Origin of the sequence: Alcaligenes sp. Lyrl_28, assembly GCF_051948705.1 — a bacterium.
GTDB lineage: Bacteria > Pseudomonadota > Gammaproteobacteria > Burkholderiales > Burkholderiaceae_B > Alcaligenes > Alcaligenes ammonioxydans.
This window is the reverse complement of the sequence record NZ_JAYJLG010000001.1, coordinates 544,269-568,974: the sequence shown is the minus strand read 5'-3', so window position 1 is coordinate 568,974 and position 24,706 is coordinate 544,269. Positions and strand designations below refer to the sequence as shown.

Sequence of the window (24,706 nt, the reverse complement as noted above, 5' to 3'; positions counted from 1 at the left end):
AGCCGCAGCGGCGCATATCCAGGCAGGGGCGCTGTCGCTCCTGGGGTTGCGCCCGAATCGAGTGCGGTTGCTGATGCGTTTTTCCTGAATTGAAGTGGCTTATAAAAAAACCAAGGATGGGTCATCCTTGGTTTTTGGGCGAGTTCTCGCTTAGGAGGCGTCGGTACTGTCTACAGCGGCCAGCGGGGTTTGAGAAAACTCGGGGCGTTCCGTGCCGTGCTTGATCCGATACTCTTTCAGGAACTTGGCGATGCGGTTGATTGCCTCGCGCAAGTCGGGCTCGTGCGGCAAAAAGACCATGCGAAAGTGGTCGGGGTGGGGCCAGTTAAAGCCGGTACCCTGAACCAGCATGACGCGAGTGGCTTCGAGCAGTTGCAGGAAAAATTGACGATCATCCTTGATGGGATAAATTTCGGGGTCCAGACGGGGGAACATATACAAGGCAGCGTGAGGCATGACGCAGCTGACTCCCGGAATGGCCGTAATCAGCTCATAGGCCAGATCGCGCTGACGACGCAGACGGCCGCCTTCGCAAACCAGGTCATTAATGCTCTGGTAGCCGCCCAGCGCAGTCTGGATAGCCCATTGGCCGGGAACGTTGGCACACAGCTTCATATTGGCCAGCATGCTCAGGCCTTCGATGTAGTCGGCACCGGCTTTCTTGTCCCCGGAGATCACCAGCCAGCCGGCGCGGTAACCACAGGCGCGGTAACTTTTGGACAGGGAGTTGAAGGTCAGTGTCAGTACGTCGGAGGACAGGCTGGCCATGGCGGTGTGCTTCATGTCGTCGAACAGGACCTTGTCGTAGACTTCGTCCGCCAGCAGCACCAGATTGAACTCGCGTGCAATGTCCACCAGGGCTTGCAAGACCGAATCAGGGTAGAGCACGCCAGTGGGGTTGTTGGGGTTGATGACCACCAGGCCTTTGGTCCGCGGCGTGATTTTGGCGCGGATGTCGTTCAGGTCCGGAATCCAGCCATTGGATTCGTCGCACAGATAATGAACGGGTGTGCCGCCTGACAGGCTGGTGACAGCCGTCCATAAGGGATAGTCGGGCATGGGCAGAAGCAGCTCGTCCCCATCGTCCAGCAGCGCGTTGGTCGCCATGGCGATCAACTCCGAAGCGCCATTGCCCAGGTAAATATCTTCCAGCGTCACGCCCTTGATGCCCTGTTGCTGGGTGTAGTGCATGACGGCTTTGCGCGCGGCAAAAATACCTTTGCTGTCCGAGTAACCCGCCGAGTTGGGCAGGTTACGAATCATATCGAGCTGGATCTCTTCCGGGGCATCAAAACCGAACACCGCCAGATTGCCGATATTCAGTTTGATCAGTTGCTGGCCCTCGTCTTCCATTTGCTTGGCCCGGTCCATGATGGGGCCGCGAATATCGTACAAAACATTCGCCAATTTGCTCGATTTCTTGATGCTGTTCATGATGCTAGTAAACGGATTCCATGTGTGCTGCTGATGATCGGTGGCTGCCCGGAGCAGATCCTTATCCCGATGCCGGTTCAATGCCTTGCCTGTTCCGCCGGGGGCGGTGGGGCGGGTGCGGGGCTATGTCTGCAAGATGGCGTGTCATAGTCCGGCCAGCCTTATACCTTACCGCATGCGTGGGCCTGTCTTGTGCGCATCATCCTTAAAATTTGGCATTGTCGAGTTTTGGCGACACTCTGGAGGCAAAAAGTTTCCTGTTGGGGGGGGCAATGCCGAGCTTGGCGAGCCGGGGCGGCCGTGCCAAGGAAAAAGAGGGAGCCTGACGCTGGCACCGTGGAATCGTCTTTGTTATTGGGCTTGTTTTTGATGGAGTCAAACATTAAGATTCGATATCAAACTATTTGATATCGAATTATGAAACTGGACGCCAAATACCAAGCTCTGCTCTCTCATGCCCGGCAGCAAAAGGGCATCAACATTCAGGGTATGGAGCTCTGTTTTCAGCTCTTGTCTTTATCGGCCCGGATTGATCGGGATTGTGCGGCCTTGCTGGCCCCTCACGGTTTGAGCGAAGCGCGTTTCGTGCTGCTGTTTTTATTGGAAAACGCCCCCGAGGGCATGGCCTCCCACCGATTGGCCGAGCGGGCCGGAATTACGCGGGCAACGGTGACAACCCTGGTGGATGGCTTGCTGAAAGCGGGTTTGGTGCAGCGTTTTGCAGCCCAAGCGGATCGACGTTCTGTCATGGTGAAACTCAGTCCCCAAGGTGCTGAGCTGGCGAAACAGCTGGTGGCAACCCACGCCCGCTGGATTGGTCAGTTGTTCAGCCATTTGTCGGCGGCGGAGTGCGTCCAGCTTGGGGCCCTGTTGAGCAAGGCAGCGGGTGGAGAGCAGGCATCATGAACACAGAAAATCGCATTGGCTATGCCAAAGTGGCGGATATACCGGCTGAGGTTCTCCAGGCTTTATCAACAGGAGAAATGTCGGCCGCTACCCTCACCGAGTCCTTGGCTATTGATCAGCGGGTGTTGGCGGCCGTGGTATTTCCTGAACTCGATGAGCACGCGGTCCGGCATATTCAGTCGCTGGCCCAGCTGGGCATACTCAAACGCATGAAAGGCCTGGGCGAGTATCTGTGGCAACGCTACGGCGAATGGGCCTGGAAGCGCTGCCTGGGTCATCGCGCCGATGTGGTGCGAGGTTGGGCCTGTTTTATGGTGGGCGCGCGTGAATCGCTAAGCGTGCCGGAACGTCTGGAGGCGTTGCGTCCCTTGGCGGACGATCCACACTTTGGAGTACGCGAATGGGCCTGGATGGCGGTGCGTCCCCACTTGGTAGCCGAGCTGGACCTATCGATCCAAACCTTGCAACGGTGGGCGCACGAGGACTCAGCGTATTTACGCCGTTTTGCCTGTGAAGCCCTGCGCCCCCGAGGGGTGTGGTGCGCACATATCGCCGTTCTGAAAAAGGAGCCAGAGCGTATGTTGCCCATCCTGCAGGTGTTGCACCGGGATGATAGCGTCTATGTGCAAGACTCGGTCGCCAACTACCTGAACGATGCGGCCAAGGACCAGCCGCAGTGGGTAAGGTCGTTATGCGCTCAATGGCAGACGCAGTCGCCGCAGGATAAGGCTGTGCAGCGCGTGTGCAAACGGGCGCTGCGCAGCGTGTCCTGAAAAGGGAAAGGGTTGCGGTCGGTCTTAAGGGGCGCGCAGGGTAATCAAGGTGATTTCTGATGCGCGTCCCAGGCGTAGCGGAAAGCCGGCCCATAGTCCCGCTCCGTAACTGACATACAGTTGCATGTTACCGACTTGATACAGTCCACCTACATAGCCGTCATTGGCCATCTGCACGATCTTGTGCATGCCCAGAATATGACCGCCGTGCGTATGGCCGGACAGTTGCAAGGCCACGCCTGCCGCAGCACTTGTTTTGGCGGTGTCTGGTCGATGGCCCAGCATAATGATGGGCATGCCAGCCGGAATACCGGCCACGGCAGCACCGACATCCGGCATGGGCTGCCCGTGCACCGCAGCCGACTTGTCGGTAATCCCCGCCAAGGCAAAGGCTGCGCCATTTCGCTGAATAATGCTGTGCTCGTTCAACAGCAAACGTAGCCCCAGACTCTTGAAATGCGCTATCCAGGGCTGGTACTGAGTGTAGTACTCGTGGTTACCGGCAATGACCCAGACTCCCTGAGGGGCTGACAAAGCGTGCAAGGGAGCCACATCGTCCCGACGCGCATCGACAGTGCCATCGACCAGATCCCCGGTAATGGCAATCAGATCTGGATTCAAGGCCTGTGTCTTTTCCACGATCGCCTCAATCCAAGGACCTTGCAGCAGGCGGCTGGCGTGCAGATCCGTTAGTTGAACGATCCGGAAACCATCCAGATCGGGTGGCAAGTCCTTAATGGTCACCTCGACCGTTTTCACCTCGGGTACTTGCACGGCTTGCCACACTGCTAGTGCGGACAAACTCAGCGCCGTGATACCCAGAACGGCGCGCAGTGTTGGCGAGCGCAGCATTACCAGGCCAAGTGGCTTGTAAAGAACACGCATCAGCAGGCCGGTCAGATCCGTGAACAGGGTCAGGCTGGCGGCCAGCAGGACACTGCCAAATGCCCAGCCCAGGACCATGATAAGGGCGGCAGGGATCTCCGGCGAGGCGCGCGTGCCCCAGAACAGAGCAACCGTATAGTGATGCAGGGTGGCGGCCAGCGCCAACGCGCTGAGCAGATATTTGATCCAGGGCCGAAGTTTCAGAGGTTTGATCAATCGCCAGGCGACGTACAGGGCAAAACAGAGAGCAGCGACTTGAAACACAAGGTTATTCCAAAAAGAAACCGAGGCCGCGCAGACCGCGCGGCTGTAAAGAGGGGCCGTACAGAGCGACAGCACGTGCATGATGCCAGAGCTCAGCCTTTCCGGGCCGAATGCTCGCATAAAAAAATGTGGACATGCTTGATTACGTTTCGAGAAATCGATTCGCACATGCCTTGTGCAAAGCCTCTAGGCTCTTTTAAGACTGCCCGCTTGGTCAGGGTAGCGGTCCCGAGTGACAAGTGCCTTGTTCCGTCAGGAGCAAAGATCGTTTGCCAGCCTCTGGCCAGTTATGCGAACGCGTGGGCGTAGCAATGGTCATGCCATGCAGACCGGCTAAGGCCGCTTCTGAAGGAAGAGGTTTGTTGTGTGATTCGATTGGAGGACATATGGTGACGAAAAAATCAGCGGCGACGAACAATCAGGACTCCCTGGGTCAGGGAGGGGAGTTGCATCAGGCGGGCCATACCGCCTTGACCAGCAATCATGGCATGCCGATTTCGGATAATCAGAACTCCCTGCGCCTGGGGGCTCGCGGTCCTACTTTGCTGGAAGATTTTGTCCTGCGAGAGAAAATATTTCATTTCGATCACGAACGCATTCCAGAGCGCATCGTGCATGCTCGTGGCACGGGGGCGCATGGCTATTTTGAGTGTACGCAGGCGATTCCGGAGCTGACCCAGGCCTGTGTGTTTCAAAAGGAAGGGCATCGGGTGCCGGTGTTTTGCCGCTTTTCAACCGTAGCGGGTTCCAAGGGGTCCAAGGACACGCCGCGTGACGTGCGTGGTTTTGCGGTCAAGTTCTATACCGAACAGGGCAACTGGGATCTGGTCGGCAACAATATGCCCGTGTTCTTTATTCAGGATGCCATCAAGTTTCCGGACCTGATTCATGCCGTCAAGCCCGAGGCTGACCGCGGTTTTCCCCAGGCGGCCTCTGCCCATGACACGTTCTGGGACTTTGTCTCGCTGATGCCCGAATCGTTACATACGGTGATGTGGCTGATGTCGGATCGCGCCTTGCCTCGTTCCTTTCGCATGATGCAGGGTTTTGGCGTACACACCTTCCGTTTCGTGAATGCGCAGGGCAAGTCGCATTTTGTGAAGTTTCACTGGAAACCCAAGCAGGGATTGCAGTCGACCTTGTGGGATGAGGCCGTCAAGATTTCAGGTGCGGATTCGGACTACCTGCGACGTGATTTATACGAAGCCATTCAAAGCGGCGCTTTTCCGGAGTGGGAGCTGGGCGTGCAGGTGTTTGATCAAGAGTGGGCGGACCGGCAGGATTACGATGTGCTGGACGCCACCAAGCTGATCCCCGAGGAGAGTGTACCCGTCAAGATTGTGGGCCGTATGGTGCTCGATCGCTACCCCGACAATTTCTTTGCAGAAACCGAACAGGTTGCTTTCCTGCCTTCCAACGTGATTCCCGGCATCGACTTTACCGACGATCCTTTGTTGCAGGGCCGACTGTTTTCTTACCTGGATACCCAGAAATCTCGACTGGGAACAGTCAACTTCCATCAGATCCCGATTAATGCGCCACGTTGCCCCTTTAGCAATATGCAGCGCGACGGCATGATGCAAATGCAGGTTCCCAAAGGCCGTGCGACCTATGAGCCCAACAGTCTGGATGAGGTCGGTGAGCCGGGTGGACCTCGTGCCCAGGCTCAGGGGTTTCGCAGCTTTCCCAGTACCGTGGAGGACGGGGCGAAACTGCGTGTCCGGGCAGAGTCGTTCGCTGATCATTACAGCCAGGCACGCCTGTTTTACCGTTCCCAGACGGAGGTGGAGCAGGAGCATCTGATTGCGGGCCTGGTCTTTGAGCTGTCCAAGGTCCAGCTCAATCATGTTCGCCTGCGCGTGCTCTCGCATATGCGGATCATTGATGAGGATCTGGCCAAGCGGGCTGCCCAGGGCTTGGGCCTGACGCTGCCGGCAGCGGCCAAACCAGCCCGCCCGCCAGTAGACATGCCACCGTCCAAGGCTTTGTCGATACTGGCTCAAAAGCCACCCGTCGCAGGCCGGATGCTGGGCATTTTGCTGACGGATGGAGCTGACAAGGAATTGCTGCAGATGCTGCTGACCGGTGCGCAGGAGGCGGGAGTGGCGGTCAAGCTGATTGCGCCTCAGGTAGGAGGCGTGACGCTGTCAGACGGGACGGCGCTGGCTGCCGATGAGAAGATTGCTGGGGCACCGTCGGTCCTGTTTGATGCGGTGGCCTTGTTGCTGGGACAGGGACAGGCCTTGAAACTGTGTACCAACAAGGCGGCGGTTGATTTCGTGGCCGATGCTTATGGTCACCTCAAAGCCATCGGTCACGATGGGGGGGCGCAGCCTTTGCTGGATCGGGCAGGCGTGTCGGCAGACAAGGGGGTATTCGTGATCAAGACGGGAGAAGACCTGCTTGGCAAGGTAGCCACGCGTTTCTGGGAGCGCCGTCATCAGGTCGATGGAATGGCCTGATAGCGGGGAAAAGGGGCGCTTTCGAGCGCCCCTTTTCCTATTTTCCTAGTAACGCCAGCTCAGACCCAGCACCGGACCGGACAGGTGTGCATCAAAGACTTGGCCGGATCGGCGGTAGTTCACATCCAGCATCTTGTATCCGGCCGTCAATGAAAAGTTCTCTGACAGATCGTAGTTCAGGGTCAGGGTGGCCTGATAGCTCAGACGTGAGCCCACGTTAAATCCGCCCACGTGAATTTGCGCCTGCGTGGAGAGCTCCGGGTTGAAACGATAAAACGCGCGCAGTCCCACCATGGGGTCTACCCAGTTGAAGCTTTCCTGATGGTGACGGCTTCGGCCCGCGATGCGCAGGTGGGCACGGCTGCGGATGTCCCAGAAGGAAAAGCCGGCCAGTGCGTCCAGGCTGGCTTGCTCGGAATCATAGAAGCGATAGCCGCCTTGCAGGGTTCCCATAAAGAGACGCGTGTCCATCGTTCCTTCTGCCGCACCCACCAAGGGCAGCCCGCCCACCACTTCACTTTCACGGGTGTTCACATAAAGTAGGTCGCTGTTGAGCACATAGCGGTCGCGACGCAACCAGGTATTGAGAAAAGCAGCTGCGCGCAGACTGTGCCATACATCCGAGAACGACTTTTCAATATCCAGTGAAGGGGCGCGTTTGAAGGGAGAGCTCTCTCCAGACAGGCCGGTGATCCAGGCGTAAGGGGTGATCTGCACGGCGTAGCGGGATGAGGGGGGGCTATCGTGCAGGGGTTCTGGTTGCTGGGCGTTCACCTGGGTATGAAGCAGGGCGGCCAGGAGCAAGGCAGCCAAGTGTTCATAGCGCAAATGAGTGGGTGTCCATGTCATTGTTCTGAGGCCCTTTTTAGCGGTAAGCAGTGACGGCGCACTGGCGCCTGCCGTGTTTCTTTCGGTATGCTGGACAAGTCGATCACCAATTTGTGGAGAGCGTGTGATGCATGTGTTTTACCTTAGCAAGCAAGATATTGATAAGTTGTTGCCCTTGGTGCAAGCGGCGTTACAAGCTGATCGTGGTGGACAAGTCGGCTTCACGAATGAGGAGTTGGCCTTGCGTTCAGCGCTGGAAAAGCTGCCTGACCCCAAATTGTCCGAACTCTTGGCCGGCGCGTTGGTGGACCCAGGCCGCAGTGCGGTTGGCCTGGCTGATGAGGATTATCGGGAAAATCTGCTGGCCTTGGAGACGTTTGACAGCACCTATGTCCTGGCTCAGTTAATGGATAACTATGCACGCTTGCCTGGTTTTTTTAACTGTCTGGAGTTTTAGTCCGATGCGCAAAAATGGCCCTTTGAAGGGCCATTTTTTTGGGGGGGCTCTTTATTACCGTGTTGACGCTGTCAGCCTGCGTGGCTCCGTTTGCGGCCCTGTTTTTGTCGGACCCGTACCACAAGCACCCATGTTGCTTGACGTGGCGCCTTAATCCTGTTTTTGTTACGTCCATGTCCAATGTGTCGACTGTGGAAGCAGTCGGTTCTTTGTTTCATTGATTGGGCGGCTCGCCGTCTCTGGAGAAAAAGATGTTGTTAAACAAATGTCGTCGTACCTTGGTGGCGTGTGCGCTTGGTCTGGCTTTGGCGCCGGCAGTTTCCCAGGCCTGTACTCGCGCTGTTTTTCTGGGTGACAACGGGCAGGTGATTACGGGCCGTTCCATGGACTGGAAAAGGGACGTCGGGACCAACCTCTGGATCTTTCCGCGTGGTGCCAAGCGTACTGGAGAGGCTGGGCCGGCTTCCATTGAATGGACATCAAAGTATGGCAGTGTGATTGCCTCTGGCTACGATATTGCATCGACCGACGGCGCCAATGAAAAGGGCCTGAACGTCAATCTCTTGTGGTTGCCGGAGTCGCAGTTTCCCACCCCGGCAAAGGGCGACAAGACCTTGAGCTTGTCTTTGTGGGGGCAGTATGTGCTGGATAATTTCGCAACGGTGGCAGAGGCAGTCGCTGCGCTGGAGAAAACCCCCTTTGTTGTGCTGACCGACTCCCTACCCGACGAGGATCGTCTGGCGACCTTGCATCTGTCGATGTCGGATGCCTCTGGTGACAGCGCAATTATCGAATATATCGATGGCAAGCAGCGCATTCATCACAGTCGCCAATATCAGGTCATGACCAACTCGCCCACCTTTGACAAGCAATTGGCGATCCGGGATTACTGGCAGGACGTGGGAGGGCTTAATTTGTTGCCCGGAACGAGTCGGGCGGCCGATCGCTTTGCACGCGCGTCGTTTTACATCAATGCAGTGCCGCGCAATCTGAGCGATGACAAAGCGGTTGCCAGTGTCTTGAGCGTGATTCGCAATGCCTCGACGCCTTACGGTATGACGGTTCCCGATCAGCCGAATAACTCATCGACCCGCTGGCGCACGGTGTTCGACCACCAACGCAGCTTGTATTATTTTGACTCGGTTCTGTCGCCTGGCGCTTTCTGGCTGGATATGAAGAAGGTGGATTTCTCTGCCGAAACTGGCAAGGTGATGAAGCTGGATCTGGGGCCTGAGCAAAGCACGGTTTACATGGGTGAAGTGCTGGAGCATTTCAAGCCTTCCCAGCCTTTCCGTTTTCTGTCCGTGAAAGCACCTGCTATTTAAGACGGTTGGACACGGACTTCTGTGTCCAGCTGAGTAGGCGGCACTAGAAAAAAAGGGTAGGGCATGTAGGACATGAAAACGAGTCATGTTCAGCTGTTATGCTATGCCCCGTCTTGATTTGTTAAAGCTGTTGTTGAATGACCTACGTAGTAACGCAAGCCTGTATTCAGTGCAAGTACACCGATTGTGTGACGGTGTGCCCCATGGACTGTTTTTTTGAAGGCCCCAATTTTCTTGTTATTCACCCTGATGAGTGCATTGATTGCTCCATCTGTGTGGCAGAGTGCCCAGTGGAGGCGATTGTCAGTGATCAGGATGTCACGCCCGAGCAGCAGGTGTATGTGGAACTGAACCGCAGCTTGAGCGCACATCCAGCCTGGAAGCGCATCACTGAACAAAAAGCGCCGTTGCCAGACCATGAGTATTGGGCAAGCCAGCCCGACAAGTTGGCGCTATTGAAAAAAGACTAATCGGCGTGCGAACGCCCGGGGGAGCGCTGAAAGTACCAGACCGCCAGCGCAGCCATTGCCAGCAGCACAGTACAACTGGCCAGCACGGCGACATAGCCTCGGTCGAAGGCATCGCGAGCCAACTCCGCCAATCCGAAGGCCTGCTCTTGTGGCAGGTTCTCCGTTATCAACAGGGCCTGATCCAGGCTGTCGTAGGCCAGGGGATGAGCGCTCAATGTCTCGGGCAAGATCAGGCTGGCGCTATAAACGAACGACAGCAGGCTGCCCATGAGGGTCACGCCCAAGGCGCCGCCCAGTTCATACGACATTTCTTCGACAGAGGCCACCATCCCGGCACGTGAGGGGGGCACACTTTGCATGATGGTGCTGGAGGCGGCAGTCATGGCCGCGCCTATACCCAGACCCAGCATGACCAGGCTGATTACCTGCAAAAACTGGGCACTGTTGTGCCAGAGCAGGTAAGCCGCCATGCCTGCCGCTGCCAGGCTTAGGGAGCCGATCAGCAGACGCTTGCTGCCAATAACCATCAGCAAACGACCTGCTAGGGGACCGGCCAGGAATGCGGCCAATGGCAAGGGAATAATGGCCAGACCCGCCTGCAGCGGCGAGAAGCCCAGTACCAGTTGGAGGCGTTGGCTAAAAACGAGCTCCATGCCAATCAGGGCGGCCGAAGCGCTCAGGGCGGACAGAACAGCCGTACTGAGCGTGGCATTTTTGAACAGGGCAAAATCCAGCAAAGGAAAGGGACTGCGATTTTGCTGCCGGACAAACCAGCCCAGAAAGAGGACGCCGACCACCAGGGCTCCCGCTGTCAGTCCCCAATCGGTATAGAGCTTGCCCATTTCCTTGATCGCCAAGGTACTGGCAACCAGCCCCACCATAATCAGCACGGAACCTTTGATATCCCAGGGTCGGGAACTGTCCGGCGTGGAACGCGGCACCAGCAGCCAGCCCATGGGCAGGGCGATCAGTACGATAGGGACGTTGATCAGAAAGACCGAGCCCCACCAGAAGTGCTCCAGCAGAAAGCCCCCCAGGACCGGTCCAAAGGCCGCGCCGCCCGAGGCGATGGAGGACCACACACCAAAGGCCACTGCGCGTTCACGCTCATCGTGAAAAGTGATGCGAATCAATGACAACGTGGCGGGCATCATCATGGCGGCAGCCACGCCCAGAAATGCCCGTGCCGCGATCAGAAAGGCCGGGTTGGGGGAATAGGCCGCTGCTACCGAGGCCACTCCAAACATGGCCAGACCAGACAGAAACAGGCGCTTATGGCCGAGACGATCTCCCAGCGTGCCCATGCCAAGCAGCAGGCCAGAGACGACCAGCGCGTAACTGTTAATGATCCAGAGCTTGTCGGAGGCCGACGCCTGCAGGTCATGGGTCAGCCGGGGAAGGGCGGTGTAGAGCACCGTCATGTCCACCACAATCAACAAGAGTGCCGCCGATACAATGGCCAGAATCAGCCAGCGACGGCCGGGGGACAAGGGAACGGGTGAGAGGTGACGGTGAGTCGGACTGTGCAGCATAACAACGCAAAGGAGTGGCAAAACCCGTATGATCCATCAATATTATCAACCGACAAAGTTGATTAGCATCGATGGAATAGATACATGGACTGGACACTGGAACGTATTCGACACTTTGTGGCCGTAGCAGAGACGGGCTCCATGACGCAGGCGGCCAAAGACTTGGGCAAGGTGCAATCTGCGGTCAGCACCTCTATCGCCTTACTGGAGGCAGACCTGAATCTGGCCCTGTTTGACCGTTCGCGCAGAACCTTGAGCCTGACCGTTCCGGGTGAAATCATGCTGTTGGAGGCCAAAGCGCTGCTGCGTCAGGCCGACGTGCTGAACCGGCGTGCGCTGGATTTGTCGCAGGGGCAATCTGCCCGGCTGGAGATCAGCCTGGATGAGGCCTTGCCCCAGGAGCCCCTGCGCCTATTGCTCAAGGAGCTGGCAGAACGTTGGCCGGGCTTGGAGTTGACGATCTGGAATGGCACCGCCTCTGAAGTGATCGACTACATGAATGAGGGGCGCTCGGATGTAGCGCTTCAATTTGATCGCGGCGCTGACGTGACATCCTTTGCGCAACGGTATATTGGGGCTGTCCCTCAGGCAATCTGCGTGTCGCGAACTCATCTCTTGGCGGGTCAGGACCAGGTCAGCCGCAAAGAGCTGACTGCGCACAGACAGTTGCTGATTCACATTGAAGGCATGGAGCAGACGGTCGTCAGTCCCAGCGTCTGGCGTTCAGACAGCTTTTACGTGATTGCCGATATGGTGGCGGATGGTCTGGGCTGGGCGATATTGCCGCTTAATATTGCCGAGTATGAAAACCTGCGCAACAAACTGGCGCAATTGCATTGCCAGGAGATGATGCTGCCCCCCTTGCCAGTGCGAATGTTGTGGCGGCAAGGGCAATCTTTGCCGCCTGCGGCCCTGTGGATGCAGCAGCGCCTGTCGGAGCTGCTGCCGTAGTTTTGCCTAGCAGGTGGCCGAGTGGCTGGGGTGGGAAAGTTGACCCGTGGCCCAGCGTTGTACGCCGTCCCAGATATCGTTGGCATGATGAACGGTCAGATCCGCCTGCCAGGTACCGATGCTGTCGTCACCTGCGCAATAGCCGTAGGCAGCAATCATGGTTGCCATGCCGGCAGCCCGGCCTGCCTGAATGTCACGTAGATCATCGCCTACATACAGACAGTCTGCAGGTGCGAAGCCGGCCTTGCTGGCGGCATGCAGCAAGGGCTCCGGGTGCGGCTTGGTGTGTTGCGTGGTGTCGCCACCTACTGTGACTGCGCAAGTCTCTTCCAAACCCAGATGACGAATCAGGGGCAGAGCCAGGTATTCGAGCTTGTTGGTGACAATACCCCAGGTATAGCCAGCTTGTTCTAGCTGGCTGAGCATGAGAGCCACACCGTCGAACAAATAGGTCAGCTCCGTCATGTGATCGTGGTAATCCTGCAAAAACTGTGCCCTCAGTTGCGCATAGTCCGGATGATCGGTGTTGATATCCAGTGCTACCTTGAGCAGACCACGGGCGCCGTGCGAGGCGTAGGGTCGCAGGGCATCGTACGGCAGTTCAGGCAGGCCTCGTTCCTTGCGCATGCGATTGGCGGTAGCCGCCAGATCGGGAGCAGAGTCGGCCAGGGTGCCGTCAAAATCGAATAGAACCAGTTTATTCATAAGGGCTTAGCGTTGGCGGCGGCTGGCCAGCAGGTAATTGACGGAGGTGTCGTCCGACAGACGATAGTGCTCGGTAATCGGGTTGTATTCCAGGCCTTTCAGGGCCAGTGCGTCCAGGCCGCTGCGACGGGCCGAGGAAATCAGTTCGCTGGGCTTGATGAAACCTTCGTAGCTGTGCGTGCCTTTGGGGATCAGGCGCAGCAGGTATTCGGCCCCCACGATGGCAAACAGAAAAGATTTGGGATTGCGGTTAAGGGTCGAGAAAAACACCCAGCCACCGGGTTTGACCAGCTTGGCGCAGGCCGCAATGATGGAGCCGGGGTCTGGGACGTGTTCCAGCATTTCCATGCAGGTGACAACGTCAAAGCGGCCAGGATGCTGATCGGCCATGTCTTCAGCGCTGATCATCTCGTACTTGACCGGCACACCCGACTCCAGGCTGTGCAGACGGGCAATTTTCAAGGAACGCTCAGCCAGATCAATGCCGGTGACTTCGGCGCCCGACTGGGCCAGGCTTTCGGACAGAATCCCGCCTCCACAACCGACATCCAATACCTGTTTTCCAGCCAGGGAGCCGGTGTAGGACAGAATCCAGTCCAGACGCAAAGGGTTGATGGCGTGCAGCGGTTTGAATTCGCTGTCAGGGTCCCACCAGCGAGATGCCAGTGCACTGAATTTATCGATCTCTGCCGGATCGACATTGACGTTAGTGACGGTGGAAGCGGTCATGGCTCATCCAAAAAAATTAAGGCCCCGCAAAAGCGGAGCCTTAATTGTAGCCTTAGCTACAGAAATACGTGATGCAGCAAGAATTACTTGCGGTTGCCCACGATTTCGATTTCTACGCGACGGTTTTGAGCGCGGCCTTCGCGGGTCTTGTTGGACGCCACGGGGTCAGCTTCGCCCTTGCCTTCGGTGTAGATACGGTCAGCAGGAACGCCCTTGTTGACCAGGTATGCTTTAACAGCATTGGCACGACGCTCGGACAACTTCAAGTTGTAAGCTTCGGTGCCGATCGAGTCAGTGTAACCGGTAGCAATCAGGGTTTCCAGATCGATGGACTGAACAGTGTCAGCCACTTGATCCAGAACCTGGCGGCCTTCTGGCTTGATGGTGGATTTATCAAAGTCGAAGAAAGTGTCAGCGTTCAGAGTCACTTTAGTGACGGTAGGAGCGACGACAGGAGCTTCGGGGGCTTGGGCAACGGGCACACCGTCACAACCTGGAATACCCGTAGCAGGGGTCCAGAAGTTGTTGCGCCAGCACAGTTCGTTGGTGCCGTTTTTCCAAACGTCGCCAAACGGGTTGCGCCAGTTGTTAACTTCGCCGGACTCTTGTGCGGAAACTGCACCGGTAGCCGATGCGGCGGCAATGGCGAGTACAAGTGCGATTTTGGAGGGTTTGTTCATATTTCTCCTCGTTGAGCTGATGCTGTTAAGTGACCGCAGCGAACCCCTGCCGCTGATTAACGGAACCAGTATAGCAATCCTTTGCACGGAACAAAGACTTGCTTGCGCTGGGTTTCATGCGTGTTAGGTCGAATCTTAAGACATTTCGGCCACATGCGTGAGGGGGACGGGGAACGATTCGCGAACTTGCGTGGAATTAGGCTTGTTCTTTCCTGTTATTGTTGGTTTTAGGCAACAGGATAAGGGCTGGCCGGATGCGCGGATCGGTGACCGATACGATTCATGAATGACGGTTTTTTGATGATTCACCGCTTTCAATCGCTGATCGCCGGGCCTGTCGCCGCGCCACGCTGCGTCCCCCTATGTGAAAGTGCTAGAATTTCCTCTTGTCCGTTTACGGCTGGCTTACTGCTTAACCCATATCTATAAAGAATTGACCTATGGATTCCTTTGCCAAGGAGACGCTTCCCGTTTCGCTTGAAGAGGAGATGCGCCGCAGCTACCTCGATTACGCCATGAGCGTGATTGTGGGCCGTGCTCTTCCCGACGTGCGAGATGGTTTGAAGCCCGTGCATCGACGTGTTCTGTTCGCCATGCATGAACTCAATAACGACTGGAATCGTGCCTATAAGAAGTCGGCTCGTATCGTCGGTGACGTGATCGGTAAGTACCACCCGCATGGTGACTCTGCCGTCTATGACACTATCGTGCGTCTGGCGCAGGACTTTTCCATGCGCTACACCCTGGTCGATGGGCAGGGCAACTTCGGTTCCATCGACGGCGATAACGCCGCGGCCATGCGTTACACCGAAATCCGCCTGGCCAAGATTGCTCACGAGTTGCTGGCTGATATTGACCAGGAAACCGTGGATTTCGTGCCCAACTACGATGGCAGCGAAAAAGAGCCGGCCCTGTTGCCTTCCCGCCTGCCCAATCTGCTGGTTAACGGCAGCTCCGGCATTGCCGTGGGCATGGCGACCAATATTCCGCCGCATAACCTGGCCGAAGTGGTCAACGGCTGTCTGTATTGCCTGAGTCATCCCGAGTGCACAGTAGATGAACTGATTGAATACATACCGGCTCCTGACTTTCCGACTGGCGCCATCATCTACGGCATGTCCGGCGTGCGCGAAGGCTACCGTACGGGCCGTGGCCGCGTCATCATGCGCGCCAGCACGCACTTTGAAGACATGGAAAAGGGCAACCGTCAGGCCATCGTGGTCGACGCCATTCCCTATCAGGTCAACAAGAAGTCGCTGCAGGAACGCATTGCCGAACTGGTCAATGAAAAGCGCATCGAGGGTATCTCCGATATTCGCGACGAGTCTGACAAGGACGGGATGCGCCTGGTGATCGAGCTCAAGCGTGGCGAAGTGCCGGAAGTGGTGCTGAACAATCTCTACAAGAATACGCAGCTGCAAGAAACCTTCGGGATGAACATGGTGGCCCTGGTCGATGGCCAGCCCCGTTTGCTCAACCTGAAGCAGTTGGTGGATTACTTCCTGAGCCACCGCCGTGAGGTGGTCACACGTCGTACCGTATTTCAGTTGCGCAAGGCTCGCGAGCGCGGCCATGTGCTGGAAGGCCTGGCTGTGGCCCTGGCCAATATTGATGAGTTCATTGCAATCATCAAGGCCGCCCCGACTCCTCCGGTCGCGCGCGTCGAACTGATGGCTCGCTCCTGGGATTCCGGTCTGGTGCGCGAGATGCTGGCGAGAGCCGACACCAGCGCCATTGTGGGTGGCCGGCAGGCTTATCGTCCTGATGATCTGGGCGACGAGTTCGGCATGAGCTCGGACGGCCTGTATCGTCTGAGTGACGTGCAAGCTCAGGAAATCCTGAACATGCGCTTGCAGCGCTTGACGGGCCTGGAGCAGGACAAGATTGTTCAGGAATACCGTGAGGTCATGGACAAGATTTCTGATCTGCTGGACATTTTGTCCAACCCCACCCGTGTGTCCGCCATCATTGGCGACGAGCTGATCGCGGTGCGCGACGAGTTCTCGGCCACCGGCAAGGACCTTCGTCGTTCGCAAATCGAACACAACGCCACCGAGCTGGATACCGAAGACTTGATTACCCCTATGGATATGGTGGTGACGCTCTCGCATACCGGCTATATCAAGAGCCAGCCGCTGTCCGAATACCGGGCACAGCGTCGTGGTGGCCGTGGCAAGCAAGCTACCGCCATGAAAGAGGACGACTGGATCGACAAGCTGTTCATCGCCAACACGCACGATTACCTGCTGTGCTTTTCCAATCGGGGCCGTGTGTACTGGCTCAAGGTCTGGGAAGTGCCTCAAGGCTCGCGCAACTCGCGTGGCCGTCCCATCGTCAATATGTTCCCTCTGGAAGAGGGCGAGAAGATCAACGTGGTGCTGTCCGTCAAGGAATTCAGCGAAGATCAGTTCGTGTTCATGGCGACCTCGCGCGGCACGGTCAAGAAGACCCCGCTGTCCGACTTCTCCAACCCTCGCAAGGCCGGCATCATTGCTGTGGGCCTAGACGAGGGCGACTACCTGATCGGTGCTCAACTGACCGACGGTGTTCATGACGTCATGTTGTTCTCCGATGCAGGCAAGGCGGTCCGCTTTGATGAAGGCGATGTGCGCCCAATGGGCCGTGCGGCTCGCGGTGTGCGCGGCATGACGCTGGAAGAGGGCCAGTCTGTGATCGCCTTGCTGGTGGCCGAAGACGAAACCCAATCCGTGCTGACTGCCACCCAGAACGGTTTTGGCAAGCGCACCCCGATTGGCGAATACACCCGTCACGGCCGTGGCACCAAGGGCATGATTGCCATCCAGACCTCGGCTCGTAACGGCAAGGTTGTGGGTGCCGTGCTGGTCCGTGAAACCGACGAAATCATGCTGATTACCAATGCGGGTGTGCTGGTCCGTACTCGTGTGGCGGAAATTCGCGAGATGGGTCGAGCCACTCAGGGTGTCACCTTGATCAGCGTGGATGACGACAGCGAACTCTCTGGTGTGTATCGCGTGGTGGAGACCGATGACGAGGTGGACGCCGAACTGGCCGATCAGGCTGAGCAGGCGCAGGCTCCAGACAGTCTTGAGCAGGATAATCAATCTGATGCCGCCCAAGACCAGGCGGACTCTTCCGGCGAGGAAAACGAGTAATGCGTGTATGGAATTTTTCGGCGGGCCCCTCGATGCTGCCGTTGGAAGTGCTGGAGCAAGCCGCCGCTGAAATGACGGATTGGCATGGCACGGGCATGTCCATCATGGAGATGAGTCACCGCAGCAAGGACTATATGGGCGTGCGCGACGAGGCGGAAGCCGATTTGCGTGCCCTGTTGTCCGTGCCGGATGACTTTGCGGTGCTGTTTGTTCAGGGCGGGGCGCAGGGCCAGAATGGCCTTCTGCCCTTGAACCTGATCCAGCGCAATGGCAGTGGCAAGGCTGACTACGTGCTGTCGGGCAGCTGGTCAGTCAAGTCCTGCGAGGAGGCCCAGCGCTATGGCGACATTCATGTTGCCGGCACCAGTGGGCAGGCCTGGCAGGATCAAGGCAAAGAGTGGGCTCCCTGGACCTGGTTCCCTGAGCCCTCTCAATGGGATGTGCGCCCCGATGCCGCTTACTTGCACGTCTGTACCAATGAAACCATTGGTGGCGTGGAGTTCAACGATATTCCCAAGCTGGATGTGCCCGTTGTTGCTGACGTGTCCTCCAATATTTTGTCCTGCCCGATTGATTTCTCGCGTGTGTCCGTCGCCTATGCCGGCGCGCAAAAAAATGCAGGCATGTCGGGCATCGCCCTGATGATGATACGCAAGGACTTGCTGGGGCACGCCATGGATCTGTGCCCGTCGGCGTTCAACTACGCCAATATTGAAAAGCAGCAGTCCATGTTCAACACGCCGCCCACCTACTCGATCTATATGGCGGGCCTGATGTTCAAGTGGCTGGAGCGCCAGGGCGGCGTAGCTGCCATGCAGGCGCGTAATGCAGCCAAGGCTCAAGCCCTGTACGGTTTTCTGGATGCCTCCGAGTTCTACACCAACACCGTGCATCCTGCGTACCGCTCACGCATGAATGTTCCGTTCCTGTTGCGTGATCAGTCTTTGGATTCCCTGTTTCTGGAACAAGCCACGGCCGCGGGTTTGACGTCCCTGAAAGGACACAAGAGCGTGGGCGGCATGCGTGCCTCGATCTATAACGCCATGCCGCTGGAGGGCGTGCTGGCACTTATCGAATTCATGACTGATTTTGAACGACGGAATGGCTAATACCTTAACTGAGCGCCTGCTCCCTTGGCGCAATCGTATTGATGAGCTGGATCGCCAGATCCTGGAGTTGCTTAACGAGCGTGCTCGTGCGGCTTTGGAAGTGGGCAAGATCAAGCAGGACTTCAATACCGAGGAAGTCATCCTCAAGCCCGAGCGCGAAGCCCGTATTGTGCGTCGTCTGCAGTCTGAAAACGGCGGGCCTTTTACGTCCGCTGCGGTCGAGGCCGTATGGGGACAGATCATCTCTGCCTGCCGGGGCCTGGAAAGCGTATTGCGCGTGGCCTATCTGGGGCCCCAAGGCTCTTTTTCGGAACAGGCTGCCTATGAGCATTTCGGTCATGCTCTGGACGGCCTGCAATGCGACTCCTTTGATGAGGTGTTTCGCAGTGTGGAGGTCGGTCAGGCGGAGGTAGGCATGGTGCCGGTTGAGAACTCCACCGAAGGCGCCGTGAATCGCACGCTGGATCTGTTGCTGAACTCGCCCCTGCGTGTTTTGGGTGAGCGCTCGATTCGCGTCCACCACAATTTGCTGACCAAAAGCGGCACGATGGAAGGTGTGACGCGCGTCATGGCGCACCCCCAGGCTTTGGCCCAGTGTCAGAACTGGCTGCAAAAGCACTATCCGCAGCTTTTGCGCGAGGCAGCCTCCAGCAATGCCGAGGCCGCCCGCATTGCGTCCAGCGATCCTACCGTGGCCGCGATTGCCGGTAATACCGCCGTCACTGCCTGGAATCTGGGTGTCGTGGAGGCGGGCATTCAGGACGATCCGCATAACCGCACGCGTTTCCTGGCAATTGGCAACATCGAGTCCTTGCCCAGCGGCAATGACAAGACCAGTATCATTCTGGCCGTACCCAACCGTGCAGGCGCCGTTTACGACATGCTCTCTCCCCTGGCCGTGCATGGGGTGTCCATGACCCGCCTGGAGTCGCGTCCTGCCCGGACAGGCCAGTGGGAATATTATTTTTACGTAGATCTCATTGGGCATCGCGACGAGCCTGCCATGGCTGCTGCGCTGGCAGAGCTGAAGAAACAAGTCGCTTTTTTCAAAATTCTGGGCTCATACCCTGTAAACGACTTTTAAGCACCCAAGACACGACGGGTCTGGGCGGGGAAGCGTTCCCGCCCACGGTCAGCTTGCCCTGATAGGGGGGGCGGCTTGTTGTAACAAGGCATGGGACCGGCTGTGTCATTAGGGCATAACGATACAAAATACCGAGCTTGCAGGTCGCCTCGCTCTTTCGTCGATGGTCGCGCAATAGTCTGGCAGTATCTGCATTGACACCCGGTTTTCCTGCGGCATTGCACGTAATACGCCAAGCATGGACGGTCTGGGAGGGAACGTAATTAATCATGATAGCGTCATCAGAAACTATGGCGTCTGCGCCTTTGGTTCCGGTGCTGGCAGTTGTTGGGGTCGGTTTGATCGGCGGCTCCCTGGCATTGGCACTCAAACGCTACGGAGCGGTAGGCAAAGTGCTGGGCGTCGGTCGACAGCTCAAAAGCCTGCGGCGAGCCCAGGAACTGGGCTTGATCGATGAGGTCGCCACGCTGGAGCAGGCCGCTCAACAAGCGGATGTGATCATGTTGGCCACGCCTATCGGTGCAATGGCTTCGGTGTTGAAAACGCTGCGCCCCCATTTGCGTGACAGCACCTTGATTAGCGATGCGGGCAGCACCAAAGCGGATGTGGTTCGCGTGGCGCGTGACGCGCTGGGCGATCGTATTGGACAATTTGTTCCTGGTCATCCGATTGCCGGTGCGGAAACGGTAGGCCCCGAGGCAGCCCGTGCCGATCTGTACGACGGTCGCAACGTTATTCTGACACCTCTGGAAGAGAACCCAGCCAATGCGCGCGAGCGTTTGATCGCTGTCTGGGAAGCCTGCGGAGCGCGGGTCATGCTAATGGACCCGGCGACGCATGATGAGGTGCTGGCCTCGGTCAGCCATGTGCCGCACTTTCTGTCCTCGGTTTTTATGTGGCAGGTTGCCTCCAGCGCCAACTCGGACCAACGCTTTGCCTTGGCCGGGACGGGTTTTCGCGACTTCACCCGTATCGCTGCGGGCTCGGCCGAAGTGTGGCGCGATATTTTTCTGAGCAATCGCCAGGCCGTTCTGGGCCAACTGCAAGAAGTACGTCAGGCCCTGGATCAGGCTGAACAGGCTTTGCAGGATCAGGACGGCCAGGCTTTATACGAATTTTTAGAGCGTGCTGCCTTGGCGCGCCGTTTTTGGGCAAGTAGGAGTGGTTTGCAATGAGCCAGAGCGACAGTCTTGTTTTGAATCCCGTCAGCCGTGCGTTTGGCGAGCTGCAATTGCCGGGGTCCAAGAGCATTTCCAATCGGGCCCTGTTGTTGGCCGCGTTGGCTCAGGGGCAAACGCGACTGGAAGGCTTGCTGCATTCGGACGACACCCGCGTCATGATGGCCGCGTTGCAGCAAATGGGCGTGACCGTACAGGACCTGGGCCAGGGCGTGGTGGTGATCGACGGCGGAGCGCCGTTTGCGCATCGCGACGCCGATCTGTTTTTGGGTAATGCCGGTACGGCGTTCCGCTCCTTGACCGCGGCCTTGGGCCTGATGGGAGGGCGCTTCAATCTGAGCGGCATTGCCCGTATGCATGAGCGTCCTATCGGGGATCTGGTCGATGCGCTGCGCAGTCTGGGTGCAGATGTGCAGTATCTGGGAGCGGAGGGTTATCCACCCCTGGCAATCGGGGAATTGGCCCAGGTGGATCAACAGCGCGTGTCGGTGAAAGGCTCGGTGTCCAGTCAGTTCCTGACCGCACTGCTGATGGCTGCGCCTTTGTTGACGGCTCGTACTGCTCAGCCCTTGCGCATCGAGGTCGAAGGGGAGCTGATATCCCAGCCTTATATCCACATAACGCTGGCCATGATGGCGCGTTTTGGTGTGCAGGTCGAGCGGGAGGGCTGGAGCAGCTTTACTGTGCCAGCCGATGCTGCCTATCTCAGCCCCGGCACGTACTCGGTGGAAGGAGACGCGTCATCTGCGTCGTACTTCATCGCGCTGGGGACAATCGGCGGTGGCCCGCTACGTATTCAGGGGGCGGGCAGCGACAGTCTGCAAGGCGATATTCAGTTTGCCGATGTGGCAGAGGCGATGGGCGCCCGTATTGAGCGTCATGCCAATGAGTTGATTGTCTCCGGTCTGTGTGTGGCGCGCGGCGACAAGCTCAAGGCGTTCGATCTGGATTTCAATCACATACCGGACGCGGCCATGACGGCCGCGGCCATGGCCATGTTTGCGGATGGTCCTTGTACCTTGCGCAATATTGCCAGCTGGCGCGTGAAGGAAACGGACCGTATTGACGCGATGCAGGCCGAGCTGCGCAAGCTCGGTGCCCGAGTAGAGTCAGGCCCAGACTGGTTGACCGTGCATCCCATTGCGGCAGATCAATGGCGTTCGGCCCGCATCGCGACGTATGATGATCACCGCATTGCCATGTGTTTTTCACTGGCCAGCTTCGGCCCGGTGGCGGTCACCATTCTGGACCCCGCCTGCGTCAGCAAGACATTTCCCGATTATTTTTCTGTTTTTGAACACTTGGTGCAGGCATGACAGCGCAGAGCATTCCCGTCATTACCATTGATGGCCCGACCGCCTCAGGGAAGGGGACGATTGCTTCCCTGGTCGCGCAGCGCTTGGGCTGGCACACGCTTGACAGTGGTGCCTTGTATCGCTTGACAGCGCTGTCTTGCCTGCGTCGCGGCGTAGATGTGCAGGATCAGGCGCAGGTCCAGCAGGCCGCCCAGAATCTGAATGTCCGTTTTGACTACCCCCAGATTTACATGGACGGTGAGGATGTCACGGACGCCATCCGCCAGGAAGAGGTGGGTAATCTGGCTTCCCGGGTGGCGGCCCTGCCGCTGGTGCGTGAGGCGCTTTTGCAACGTCAGCGGGATTTTCGCGTCGCTCCTGGACTGGTGGGCGATGGACGCGATATGGGCACCGTGGTGTTTCCGGACGCACCCTTAAAGATATTTTTGCTGGCAGACGCGCAGGTGCGTGCCCAAAGACGCTGTAAACAGTTGAGCGAAAAGGGTATTTCTGCTAATCTTACGAGTCTTTTGGCGGACTTGCGTGAGCGCGACGAGCGAGATCGTTCCCGAACTCATGCGCCGCTTGTGCCTGCGCCGGGTGCCCACATCGTGGATTCTTCCCAGCTCAGCATTCAGGAAGTTGTAGATAAAGTGCTCGACCTCTGGTCGGGCATCGCGGTCCCGACAGCCTAATCCCGTGCTGATCGGGCTTTGTTCACTCCACCGGGTTCTGCCTGGTGTGTTTTTTTTAACGGCCATTTTGGCTGACGGATTGATTTAATGTCCACTAACCTTCACACAGACGCAACGGGCGGCGAAAGCTTTGCCGATTTGTTTGCAGAAAGCATTAAAAACCAAGACCTCAAAAGCGGCGAAGTTATCTCCGCCGAGGTTCTGCGTATTGACCACAACTACGTGCTGGTCAATGCTGGCCTGAAGTCCGAGGCACTGATTCCTCTGGAAGAGTTCCTGAACGATCAGGGCGAACTGGAAGTTCAGGCAGGTGACTTCGTTTCCGTGGCTATCGATGCCTTTGAAAACGGCTACGGCGACACCATTCTGTCCCGCGACCGCGCCAAGCGTCTGTCGGCCTGGTTGTCCCTCGAGCAAGCGCTTGAGTCCGGCGAACTGGTCAACGGTACCATCACCGGTAAGGTCAAGGGTGGCCTGACGGTCATGACCAACGGCATCCGTGCATTCTTGCCCGGTTCGCTGGTTGATCTGCGCCCTGTCAAAGACACCACGCCATACGAAGGCAAGACCCTGGAATTCAAGGTCATCAAGCTCGATCGCAAGCGTAACAACGTTGTGTTGTCGCGTCGCGCCGTGCTGGAAGCCTCCATGGGCGAAGAGCGTCAGAAACTGCTGGAAACCCTGTCCGAAGGCGCTATCGTCAAAGGTATCGTCAAGAACATCACCGATTACGGTGCGTTCGTGGATCTGGGCGGCATCGACGGTCTGCTGCACATCACCGACATGGCCTGGCGCCGTGTCCGTCACCCATCCGAAGTTCTGCAGGTGGGTCAGGAAATCGAAGCCAAGGTTCTCAAGTTCGATCAGGAAAAGAGCCGCGTCTCCCTGGGCGTCAAGCAACTGGGCGAAGATCCCTGGATCGGTCTGGCACGTCGCTACCCACAAAACACCCGTCTGTTCGGCAAGGTGACCAACCTGACCGATTACGGTGCATTTGTTGAAGTGGAAGACGGTATCGAAGGTCTGGTTCACGTATCCGAAATGGATTGGACCAACAAGAACGTTGACCCACGCAAGGTTGTGACCTTGGGTGAAGAAGTCGAAGTCATGGTTCTGGAAATCGACGAAGATCGTCGTCGCATCTCCTTGGGCATGAAGCAGTGCCGTGCCAACCCATGGGAAGATTTCGCCATCAACTTCAAGCGCGGCGACAAGGTTCGCGGTGGCATCAAGTCCATCACCGACTTCGGCGTGTTTGTTGGTCTGCCAGGCGGCATCGATGGTCTGGTTCACCTGTCCGACCTGTCCTGGTCCGAGACGGGCGAAGAAGCCGTTCGCAACTTCAAGAAGGGTGACGAAGTTGACGCCGTGGTTCTGGGCATCGACACCGACAAAGAGCGTATCTCCCTGGGTATCAAACAGCTGGAAGGCGATCCGTTCAACAACTTCGTGGCTACCTACGACAAGGGCGCCGTGGTGAGCGGTGTTGTCAAATCGGTCGAGCCTAAGGGTGCTGTTGTAACGCTGTCGCTGGACGTTGAGGGCTACCTGCGTGCCTCCGAGATCTCCTCGGGCCGTGTGGAAGATGCCACCACCGCACTGAAAGAAGGTCAGGAAATCGAAACCATGATCTTGAGCGTGGATCGCAAGACCCGTTCGATTCAGTTGTCCATCAAGGCACGTGATACCGCCGAAACCGCTCAATCCATGGCCCGTCTGACCGAAGCCAGCGCTTCGTCCGGTACGACCAACCTGGGTGCTCTGCTGCGTGCCAAGCTGGACCAGCAGCAACGTGACGACGGTTAATCAG

21 protein-coding genes are annotated in these 24,706 nt (G+C 57.5%); 14 read left to right on the top strand and 7 right to left on the bottom strand.

Annotation, left to right across the window (positions count from 1 at the left end; all coding sequences use genetic code 11):
* Positions 1-150: 150 nt before the first annotated feature.
* Positions 151-1,434, bottom strand: a complete 1,284-nt coding sequence (locus VF694_RS02560; RefSeq protein ID WP_003799106.1) for a pyridoxal phosphate-dependent aminotransferase — start codon at positions 1,432-1,434, stop codon at positions 151-153.
* 417 nt (positions 1,435-1,851) lie between these two features.
* Here VF694_RS02560 and VF694_RS02555 point away from each other — a divergent pair, with 417 nt between their 5' ends.
* Positions 1,852-2,340, top strand: a complete 489-nt coding sequence (locus VF694_RS02555) for a MarR family winged helix-turn-helix transcriptional regulator (protein ID WP_003799107.1) — start codon at positions 1,852-1,854, stop codon at positions 2,338-2,340.
* Positions 2,337-3,113, top strand: coding sequence for a DNA alkylation repair protein (locus VF694_RS02550; protein ID WP_003799110.1), 777 nt, complete (start codon positions 2,337-2,339; stop codon positions 3,111-3,113). Before VF694_RS02555 ends, VF694_RS02550 begins: the two co-directional genes overlap by 4 nt.
* Before the next feature lie 24 nt (positions 3,114-3,137).
* On the opposite strand, the gene VF694_RS02545 is transcribed toward VF694_RS02550, so the two are convergent.
* Complete coding sequence (locus VF694_RS02545) at positions 3,138-4,262, bottom strand: metallophosphoesterase (protein ID WP_301605863.1); 1,125 nt, start codon at positions 4,260-4,262, stop codon at positions 3,138-3,140.
* Between the two features lie 386 nt (positions 4,263-4,648).
* Between VF694_RS02545 and VF694_RS02540 the strand changes: the two genes are divergently transcribed.
* The gene (locus VF694_RS02540) at positions 4,649-6,724 is read left to right on the top strand and encodes a catalase (protein WP_003799113.1); all 2,076 of its coding nucleotides are present in this window, start codon (positions 4,649-4,651) and stop codon (positions 6,722-6,724) included.
* Positions 6,725-6,769: 45 nt separating this feature from the next.
* On the opposite strand, the gene VF694_RS02535 is transcribed toward VF694_RS02540, so the two are convergent.
* Positions 6,770-7,573 carry a hypothetical protein gene (locus VF694_RS02535; RefSeq protein ID WP_039942887.1) on the bottom strand — a complete coding sequence of 268 codons (804 nt, stop codon included), beginning with the start codon at positions 7,571-7,573 and terminating at the stop codon, positions 6,770-6,772.
* Positions 7,574-7,679: 106 nt separating this feature from the next.
* Here VF694_RS02535 and VF694_RS02530 point away from each other — a divergent pair, with 106 nt between their 5' ends.
* The 3 genes from VF694_RS02530 to fdxA all read left to right on the top strand — a co-directional run bounded on the left by VF694_RS02530 (position 7,680) and on the right by fdxA (position 9,804).
* The gene (locus VF694_RS02530; protein ID WP_003799117.1) at positions 7,680-8,009 is read left to right on the top strand and encodes a hypothetical protein; all 330 of its coding nucleotides are present in this window, start codon (positions 7,680-7,682) and stop codon (positions 8,007-8,009) included.
* Between the two features lie 251 nt (positions 8,010-8,260).
* Positions 8,261-9,334 carry a linear amide C-N hydrolase gene (locus tag VF694_RS02525; RefSeq protein ID WP_003799119.1) on the top strand — a complete coding sequence of 358 codons (1,074 nt, stop codon included), beginning with the start codon at positions 8,261-8,263 and terminating at the stop codon, positions 9,332-9,334.
* A gap of 137 nt (positions 9,335-9,471) precedes the next feature.
* Positions 9,472-9,804 carry a ferredoxin FdxA gene (fdxA, locus tag VF694_RS02520; protein ID WP_039942888.1) on the top strand — a complete coding sequence of 111 codons (333 nt, stop codon included), beginning with the start codon at positions 9,472-9,474 and terminating at the stop codon, positions 9,802-9,804.
* On the opposite strand, the gene VF694_RS02515 is transcribed toward fdxA, so the two are convergent.
* Positions 9,801-11,336 (bottom strand): MFS transporter, encoded by a 1,536-nt coding sequence (locus VF694_RS02515; protein WP_131070694.1) that lies wholly within the window; start codon positions 11,334-11,336, stop codon positions 9,801-9,803. The two genes, fdxA and VF694_RS02515, sit on opposite strands and share 4 nt — an antisense overlap.
* An 84-nt stretch (positions 11,337-11,420) precedes the next feature.
* Here VF694_RS02515 and VF694_RS02510 point away from each other — a divergent pair, with 84 nt between their 5' ends.
* Positions 11,421-12,287 (top strand): LysR family transcriptional regulator, encoded by an 867-nt coding sequence (locus VF694_RS02510; protein ID WP_131070693.1) that lies wholly within the window; start codon positions 11,421-11,423, stop codon positions 12,285-12,287.
* 6 nt (positions 12,288-12,293) lie between these two features.
* Here VF694_RS02510 and gph read toward each other — a convergent pair whose 3' ends face one another.
* The 3 genes from gph to ompA form a co-directional block, all read right to left on the bottom strand.
* Entirely contained in the window at positions 12,294-12,992 is a 699-nt protein-coding gene (gph, locus tag VF694_RS02505) for a phosphoglycolate phosphatase (protein WP_440163649.1), read from the bottom strand.
* 6 nt (positions 12,993-12,998) lie between these two features.
* Positions 12,999-13,721 (bottom strand): bifunctional 2-polyprenyl-6-hydroxyphenol methylase/3-demethylubiquinol 3-O-methyltransferase UbiG, encoded by a 723-nt coding sequence (ubiG, locus tag VF694_RS02500; RefSeq protein WP_003799127.1) that lies wholly within the window; start codon positions 13,719-13,721, stop codon positions 12,999-13,001.
* Between the two features lie 83 nt (positions 13,722-13,804).
* On the bottom strand, positions 13,805-14,401 hold the full coding sequence (gene ompA, locus VF694_RS02495) for an outer membrane protein OmpA (protein WP_440163647.1): 597 nt from the start codon (positions 14,399-14,401) through the stop codon (positions 13,805-13,807).
* 440 nt (positions 14,402-14,841) lie between these two features.
* Here ompA and gyrA point away from each other — a divergent pair, with 440 nt between their 5' ends.
* The 7 genes from gyrA to rpsA all read left to right on the top strand — a co-directional run bounded on the left by gyrA (position 14,842) and on the right by rpsA (position 24,702).
* Positions 14,842-17,535 carry a DNA gyrase subunit A gene (gyrA, locus tag VF694_RS02490; protein WP_440163646.1) on the top strand — a complete coding sequence of 898 codons (2,694 nt, stop codon included), beginning with the start codon at positions 14,842-14,844 and terminating at the stop codon, positions 17,533-17,535.
* Complete coding sequence (gene serC, locus VF694_RS02485; protein WP_003799135.1) at positions 17,535-18,644, top strand: 3-phosphoserine/phosphohydroxythreonine transaminase; 1,110 nt, start codon at positions 17,535-17,537, stop codon at positions 18,642-18,644. The genes gyrA and serC overlap by 1 nt, the downstream gene beginning before the upstream one ends.
* Positions 18,637-19,728 carry a prephenate dehydratase gene (gene pheA / locus VF694_RS02480; RefSeq protein WP_003799136.1) on the top strand — a complete coding sequence of 364 codons (1,092 nt, stop codon included), beginning with the start codon at positions 18,637-18,639 and terminating at the stop codon, positions 19,726-19,728. Before serC ends, pheA begins: the two co-directional genes overlap by 8 nt.
* Positions 19,729-20,018: 290 nt before the next feature.
* Positions 20,019-20,903, top strand: a complete 885-nt coding sequence (locus VF694_RS02475; RefSeq protein WP_440163644.1) for a prephenate dehydrogenase — start codon at positions 20,019-20,021, stop codon at positions 20,901-20,903.
* Positions 20,900-22,222, top strand: a complete 1,323-nt coding sequence (gene aroA / locus VF694_RS02470) for a 3-phosphoshikimate 1-carboxyvinyltransferase (protein WP_440163642.1) — start codon at positions 20,900-20,902, stop codon at positions 22,220-22,222. The genes VF694_RS02475 and aroA overlap by 4 nt, the downstream gene beginning before the upstream one ends.
* The gene (gene cmk / locus VF694_RS02465; protein WP_003799142.1) at positions 22,219-22,896 is read left to right on the top strand and encodes a (d)CMP kinase; all 678 of its coding nucleotides are present in this window, start codon (positions 22,219-22,221) and stop codon (positions 22,894-22,896) included. Before aroA ends, cmk begins: the two co-directional genes overlap by 4 nt.
* A gap of 87 nt (positions 22,897-22,983) precedes the next feature.
* On the top strand, positions 22,984-24,702 hold the full coding sequence (gene rpsA, locus VF694_RS02460) for a 30S ribosomal protein S1 (RefSeq protein WP_003799144.1): 1,719 nt from the start codon (positions 22,984-22,986) through the stop codon (positions 24,700-24,702).
* Positions 24,703-24,706: the final 4 nt, after the last annotated feature.

What these genes read in the sequence shown, in the direction of transcription:
- VF694_RS02560 (WP_003799106.1), bottom strand. Translation starts at nt 1,434, where the DNA reads ATGAACAGCATCAAGAAATCGAGCAAATTGGCGAATGTTTTGTACGAT.
- VF694_RS02555 (WP_003799107.1), top strand. Translation starts at nt 1,852, where the DNA reads ATGAAACTGGACGCCAAATACCAAGCTCTGCTCTCTCATGCCCGGCAG.
- VF694_RS02550 (WP_003799110.1), top strand. Translation starts at nt 2,337, where the DNA reads ATGAACACAGAAAATCGCATTGGCTATGCCAAAGTGGCGGATATACCG.
- VF694_RS02540 (WP_003799113.1), top strand. Translation starts at nt 4,649, where the DNA reads ATGGTGACGAAAAAATCAGCGGCGACGAACAATCAGGACTCCCTGGGT.
- VF694_RS02535 (WP_039942887.1), bottom strand. Translation starts at nt 7,573, where the DNA reads ATGACATGGACACCCACTCATTTGCGCTATGAACACTTGGCTGCCTTG.
- VF694_RS02530 (WP_003799117.1), top strand. Translation starts at nt 7,680, where the DNA reads ATGCATGTGTTTTACCTTAGCAAGCAAGATATTGATAAGTTGTTGCCC.
- VF694_RS02525 (WP_003799119.1), top strand. Translation starts at nt 8,261, where the DNA reads ATGTTGTTAAACAAATGTCGTCGTACCTTGGTGGCGTGTGCGCTTGGT.
- fdxA (WP_039942888.1), top strand. Translation starts at nt 9,472, where the DNA reads ATGACCTACGTAGTAACGCAAGCCTGTATTCAGTGCAAGTACACCGAT.
- VF694_RS02515 (WP_131070694.1), bottom strand. Translation starts at nt 11,336, where the DNA reads ATGCTGCACAGTCCGACTCACCGTCACCTCTCACCCGTTCCCTTGTCC.
- VF694_RS02510 (WP_131070693.1), top strand. Translation starts at nt 11,421, where the DNA reads ATGGACTGGACACTGGAACGTATTCGACACTTTGTGGCCGTAGCAGAG.
- gph (WP_440163649.1), bottom strand. Translation starts at nt 12,992, where the DNA reads ATGAATAAACTGGTTCTATTCGATTTTGACGGCACCCTGGCCGACTCT.
- ubiG (WP_003799127.1), bottom strand. Translation starts at nt 13,721, where the DNA reads ATGACCGCTTCCACCGTCACTAACGTCAATGTCGATCCGGCAGAGATC.
- ompA (WP_440163647.1), bottom strand. Translation starts at nt 14,401, where the DNA reads ATGAACAAACCCTCCAAAATCGCACTTGTACTCGCCATTGCCGCCGCA.
- gyrA (WP_440163646.1), top strand. Translation starts at nt 14,842, where the DNA reads ATGGATTCCTTTGCCAAGGAGACGCTTCCCGTTTCGCTTGAAGAGGAG.
- serC (WP_003799135.1), top strand. Translation starts at nt 17,535, where the DNA reads ATGCGTGTATGGAATTTTTCGGCGGGCCCCTCGATGCTGCCGTTGGAA.
- pheA (WP_003799136.1), top strand. Translation starts at nt 18,637, where the DNA reads ATGGCTAATACCTTAACTGAGCGCCTGCTCCCTTGGCGCAATCGTATT.
- VF694_RS02475 (WP_440163644.1), top strand. Translation starts at nt 20,019, where the DNA reads ATGGCGTCTGCGCCTTTGGTTCCGGTGCTGGCAGTTGTTGGGGTCGGT.
- aroA (WP_440163642.1), top strand. Translation starts at nt 20,900, where the DNA reads ATGAGCCAGAGCGACAGTCTTGTTTTGAATCCCGTCAGCCGTGCGTTT.
- cmk (WP_003799142.1), top strand. Translation starts at nt 22,219, where the DNA reads ATGACAGCGCAGAGCATTCCCGTCATTACCATTGATGGCCCGACCGCC.
- rpsA (WP_003799144.1), top strand. Translation starts at nt 22,984, where the DNA reads ATGTCCACTAACCTTCACACAGACGCAACGGGCGGCGAAAGCTTTGCC.